Origin of the sequence: Roseobacter sp. (assembly GCF_024639605.1) — a bacterium.
Lineage (GTDB): Bacteria > Pseudomonadota > Alphaproteobacteria > Rhodobacterales > Rhodobacteraceae > Roseobacter.
Genome location: NZ_JAHEHZ010000179.1, coordinates 1 through 5,789 on the forward strand (window position 1 = coordinate 1; position 5,789 = coordinate 5,789).

The following is a 5,789-nucleotide window of genomic DNA, read 5'->3' on the forward strand; positions in this document are numbered from 1 at the left end:
CTGGCCTGATCCGCCGCTTTACGGTCCCGGATACACCGGCATCTGGAAATCGCTCTATGACAAATTCGGGCTCGATTTTGAAAGCTCGCTCGATCCCGGCTACCCGGATGAATACTGGCGAAGGTACCTCTACTTTAATGCAGGTTTCTTCTACTACCGCTGCCCGCAGGAGTTCGGCGCTCGCTTTGAGGAATACGCGCTGGCGATCCGCGACGCCCCGCCGGAAGCGCTGTGCACGCAGACCCTCACACCGTGGCTTGACCAGATCGCCCTGCCGCTGGTCATTCATGCCCTGGGCGGCGGGCGCGATACTCTGCCTGACGGGCTTCTGGACGGAGCGATCAGCTGTCATTACCGCACATTCCCGCTGCTTTACGCACGTGAAAGTGACGCTGTGGTTGAACTGCTGGAAACCATCGCCGCGCCCAACCGCCTCAGGAAGGTACTCAAAGGATTTCATCCGATCCGCCGCAATGTATATCAGGGCCGCGGCGCGAAGGTACGCGCGCTCTTTGACCGTGACAATCTGCCCAAAAGAGAGGCCGCGATCCGCAACCGGATCAGGTCACAAAAGCTCTGGATGCGCTGACGGCAGCACCCTTGTACCCGTTCGCGGCTTGCCCTAACCATAAGCCGGAAAATCCAGGGAGAATTCCAGATGCAAGACGGCCCCGATTACGGTTTCGATACCCTCCAGATTCACGCCGGCGCGCGCCCGGACCCGGCAACAGGCGCCAGGCAGACACCAATTTATAACACCACCGCCTATGTGTTCCGGGACGCGGAACACGCCGCGGCACTCTTTAACCTTCAGGAAGTCGGGTTCATCTATTCGCGGCTGACCAACCCGACAGTTGCAGTGCTTCAGGAACGCATCGCGACGCTTGAGGGCGGCGTCGGAGCCGTCTGCTGCTCTTCAGGGCACGCCGCCCAGATCATGGCGCTCTTCCCGCTGATGAGCCCGGGCAAAAACATCGTGGCCTCCACCCGCCTTTATGGCGGCACGGTCACACAGTTCAGTCACACCATCAAACGTTTCGGCTGGTCCTGCACCTTTGTTGATTTCGACGACACAGACGCTGTCAAAGCCGCCATCGACGATGATACCCGCGCCGTTTTCTGCGAGGCGATTGCCAACCCGGGTGGCTATATCACCGATCTTGACGCGATCTCGGAAATCTCGGACGCCGCCGGCATCCCGCTGATCGTGGATAACACGTCAGCCACGCCCTATCTCTGCCGCCCGATCGAGCACGGTGCGACACTGGTGGTGCATTCGACAACCAAATACCTTACCGGCAACGGAACCGTCACCGGCGGCTGCGTGGTGGATTCAGGTAAATTCGACTGGTCGGCCAATGACAAATTTCCTTCGCTCAGCGAACCGGAACCGGCTTATCACGGGCTCAAGTTTCATGAGACCTTCGGCCCGCTGGCATTTACCTTCCACGGCATCGCCATCGGTCTGCGCGATCTCGGCATGACAATGAACCCGGGTGCCGCACATTATACGCTGATGGGCACCGAAACGCTCTCTCTGCGGATGGACCGCCACGTTGAAAACGCCGAAAAGGTTGCGGGTTGGCTCGAAAAGGATGATCGCGTGGAGTATGTCACCTATGCCGGTCTGAAATCCTCACCTTATTTCGAACGGGTTGCCAAAATCTGCCCCAAGGGGGCGGGCGGGCTGTTCACTTTCGCGATCAAGGGAGGCTATGACGCCTGCGTGAAATTTGTGAATGCCCTGGAGATCTTCAGCCATGTGGCCAACCTGGGCGACACACGGTCGCTTGTCATACACTCCGCCTCCACGACGCACCGGCAGCTGACGCAGGAGCAGCAGGAGGCCGCGGGCGCCGGACCTGGTGTGGTGCGGATTTCCATCGGCACCGAAGACGCTGATGACCTGATCGCGGATATGGATCAGGCGCTCGCCAAAGCGGTCAGCTGAAGCAAACAGATAAGGAAGGGGGGCGCGACCGCCCCCCCCGCTCCGCGGTCAGTCTTCGATGGCAAAAATCATTTCGACACGCACCCGGACCTCCTGTTCTCCGGCTGCAACCGGTACATCCGACATGCGGGCCGAAGCTGCCATCTCAAACGCCGGGCCAGGCGCACCGTCCGTCTCGGTGATCTTCAGCACCGGACCGAGCGTGACCCCCGATGCCGCTGCGAGCTGCGCTGCCCGGCGCATTGCATCGCGGACCGCCGCGGCACGCGCTCTGTCCTGCAGAGGTTCGGGATCCTGAAAACTGAACCGAAGACCGTTAAAGGTATTCGCCCCGTCCTGCACTGTGGCATCAAGTATACTCCCGACCCGCGCAATGTCGCGCACCCGTACTGACAGCGTGTTGCTGGCCTGAAACCCGGTGATCCGCGGCGGCTCGGTCTGCAACTGGTCACCGCGGCTCCGGACGGGCTGTACCGAGACCGAGCCGGTGGCGATATCACGCGGCGCGATCCCTGCAGCCTCGAGGATATCCAGCACAGCGCGCAGATCTTCGGATGTGGCACTGAGCGCCGCGCCGGCAGTAGGCGCTACGCGGGTCGCACCGATGGATACTTCGGCCATATCAGGCACTTCAGCAACTGAACCCACGCCGCTTGTGTGAATTGTGCGGGCCTCCTGTGCTGCAGCTGCGAGCGGTATCCAGAGGCTCAGCACGATCACCGTTCCCGTCAGAAATTTCATCTTAAAGCCTCCCCTTTTTATCCTGCTCCACCACAACACGACCGGGCTTCGGGGAACAAGCGCAAACCCGGCCCTTTTTCTTTCACTCGGCGAAGACCTGCTGTAATGTCCGCGCAGGACGATGGCTTCCTGTCCGTCCTCAAGAGTGACTGGTACACCTGTTGAATGACGCCTGATTTTGCACTGCTACTGTCGCATGACACTGTTCGCCTGCTGCACCGCGCGGCTGACGGGTGGCATGCCGTGGGAGAAGCCGATACCGCCGCGGACGATCTGGATGACCGCCTCGCTATGTTGCGACGCACCGCCACATCGCTTGCGCGCGGCGGGCTCTTTTGCAAGCTGGTTCTGCCCGACAGCCTGATCCGGTATCTCGATGAGACGCCCCCGACACCGGACGAAGACGTGATGGCCACGGCGCGCCGCCTGCTTGACGGCGCCACGCCCTATCCGGTGGAAGACCTGGTATTCGACGTGGTCACGACCAGCGACGGGCGCTTTCATGTGGCCGCAGTTGCCCGTGAAACGCTGGAAGAGGCCGAGGCCTTCGCCGTTGCGCACCGGTTCAACCCTGTGATTTTTTCCGGCCACTGCGAGGACCAGACCTTTCCGACCGAGCCGGACTTCGGCCAGACTGCTGCGGCCGCAGACCTGCTCGGACCCGATACCAAAGCCGAAACCGACGATGCGCCCGTCAGCCTGGCAAGTGGCCAGGCGCCGGCCGGCGTGGCGGTTGGTGCGGATCCGGATGATGCAGACACGGCGGATGATGCCGATGACACCACAGAGGGTCATGACAATATATTCGCCGGTGCGCCGGACCCGCAGAACGCTGTCAGTGCCCGACCTGAAGAACTTAAACTGGTGGCCGAAGTTCCGGTCGCAGACGCAATTCCGGAACCGGCACTTCCGTCTGCCCCTCGCCTGTCCGAACGGGCAACCCCCACGCGTCCTGAGGCACCAGCAAAACCACCCGCCGAAACCGCCGGATCGCTCAGAGCCCCCACAGGTGCCCGTGTCGATCTTGCCGCGATGCATGACCGGGCAGGCAACGATAACGCCGGACTTCTTGCGGGGTTTCTCGCGGCTGTGGTTGTGGTGGCACTGGGCAGTGGCGCGCTCTGGGCGACCGGTCTGATCGGCCAGGGCGGGCTATCTGCCTGGCTCGACCGGCCTTCCGAAATTCCACCCGATGCACAGTTCGCCTCGCCCCCGCAACCTGCACAGCCAGTACCGACAACGGAAACCGCGGATCGTCCGGTCCCCGAAGAAACCACACTTTCGGCAACGGATACGGCCATTCAGGAAGCGCTCAGCGTTCCTCTATCGCCCGGGCCCCAGCCAGAAACGCCAAAGGCGCCCGCCGATCTGCGGGCAGAGTATGCGGTTACCGGAATCTGGCCTTTTGCGCCCAAGGTCCCGCGCCCGCCGGCGCTTATGGATCTTGAGGATATATACGCCACCAGCATTGACCCGGTTCAGACAGCATTCGATGCCGTGGCACTGCCGGCCGTACCGGATACGCCGCCTGATCTTTTACTGCTTGCTCCGCCGTCCCCGGCTCCGGCCAGCACCAGTTTCGCACTGAACGAGCGCGGGTTCGTGGTTCCAACGCCTGACGGCGCGCTCAACCCTGACGGCATCGTTGTATTCTCCGGCCCGCCGCCCCTCAAACCGCCTGCCGACAGGCCGCGCGCGGCAGAGCCGGGTGAGGATCCGGTGCTGCGCGCGCTTCTGTCCGGCTTCCGCCCGAAACTTCGCCCTGCTGACCTGATTGAATCCACGGAGCGGGCCACCCTGTCCGGGCTGACCCGCAACGAGCTTGCCCGCTTCCGACCGAAAATCAGACCGCCTTCTGTCCAGGAAGATGCAATCGCAGCGACCGCAAGTCTGGTACCGCGCGACAGCACAAACGAGACCTTGCTCGCCGGTCAGGAGACGGAGGAGGATACCGCTGAGCCTGAAGGTAATGTCATCAGCGTGTCTCTTCGCCCGTCTTTCCGGCCCTCAGATTTCGGGCTGACGGTTGCCCGCGCGCAACGACAGGCTGCGACGGCGGCACCTTCGGCTGCTGCGCCGGCCACAGTCACGACAGCGAGCGCGGCACCACGGGCCGTGGCCCCGAAAATTCCGTCAAGCGCATCCGTCTCGCGCGAGGCCACGCAGAAAAATGCGATCAACCTGCGGCGCGTCAATCTCATTGGTGTTTACGGTAAACCGTCCGATCGCCGCGCCCTGATCCGCCTTGGAAACGGACGGTATCAGAAGGTGCAGGTCGGTGACCGGCTTGACGGTGGGCAGGTATCGGCCATCGGAGACGCCGAGCTGCGGTATCAGAAAAGCGGGCGCAACATTATCCTGAAAATGCCGCGCGGCTGATCACAACCGCACGGCATCGGAACCCAGGTCTCGCAGAACGCGCGGGCTTACTCAGCGGCCAGTTCTCCGTTGTCGATCTGTTCCTGCTCGATGCTCTCAAACAGCGCTTTGAAGTTGCCCTCGCCAAATCCATCATCGCCCTTGCGCTGAATGAACTCGAAAAAGATCGGGCCGATCACCGTTTTGGAGAAAATCTGCAGCAGTATTTTTGTCTCTCCCCCGTCAACCACGCCCTCACCGTCAATCAGGATGCCGTGTTTCTTCATCCGGTCCACCGGCTCGTTATGGCCGGTGACGCGGTCAAAGCTGAGGTCGTAATAGGTGTCGGGCGGCCCGGGCATAAATTTAAGTCCACGCGACGCAATCTCATCGGTGCTGTCATAAATATCCGATGCGCCCACCGCGATATGCTGAATGCCCTCGCCATTGTATTTCTTCAGATAAGAAACGATCTGCCCGGTCTCACCACGGTCCTCGTTGATCGGGATGCGAATGCGGCCGCACGGCGACGTCAGCGCCCGGCTCAGCAGCCCGGAATATTTGCCTTCAATGTCGAAAAACCGGATCTCGCGGAAATTAAAGAGGTCACCATAAAAGCGGAACCATTTGTCCATATTGCCGCGGTGCACATTGTGCGTGAGATGATCGAGATAATAAAAACCGACACCCACCGGTTTAGACTGCGCAATCCAGTTGAATTCGTCATTGTAGGGGCTGG

Annotated in this window: 4 protein-coding genes and 1 pseudogene; 3 read left to right on the forward strand and 2 right to left on the reverse strand. The window is 61.3% G+C overall.

The features are described from left to right. Positions 1 to 589 (forward strand): annotated as a pseudogene (locus Q0M35_RS16660) (hypothetical protein); the annotation flags it as partial. A gap of 69 nt (positions 590 to 658) precedes the next feature. Further along, entirely contained in the window at positions 659 to 1,951 is a 1,293-nt protein-coding gene (locus tag Q0M35_RS16665) for an O-acetylhomoserine aminocarboxypropyltransferase/cysteine synthase family protein (RefSeq protein ID WP_295317394.1), read from the forward strand. Between the two features lie 48 nt (positions 1,952 to 1,999). On the opposite strand, the gene Q0M35_RS16670 is transcribed toward Q0M35_RS16665, so the two are convergent. Next, the gene (locus Q0M35_RS16670) at positions 2,000 to 2,692 is read right to left on the reverse strand and encodes an SIMPL domain-containing protein (RefSeq protein WP_295317395.1); all 693 of its coding nucleotides are present in this window, start codon (positions 2,690 to 2,692) and stop codon (positions 2,000 to 2,002) included. 165 nt (positions 2,693 to 2,857) lie between these two features. Between Q0M35_RS16670 and Q0M35_RS16675 the strand changes: the two genes are divergently transcribed. Further along, complete coding sequence (locus tag Q0M35_RS16675) at positions 2,858 to 5,071, forward strand: hypothetical protein (RefSeq protein WP_295317396.1); 2,214 nt, start codon at positions 2,858 to 2,860, stop codon at positions 5,069 to 5,071. A gap of 47 nt (positions 5,072 to 5,118) precedes the next feature. Here the strand turns inward: Q0M35_RS16675 and Q0M35_RS16680 are convergent. Then, positions 5,119 to 5,789, reverse strand: a 671-nt coding sequence (locus Q0M35_RS16680; protein WP_295317397.1) for a VOC family protein, incomplete at its 5' end; no start/stop codon positions are given.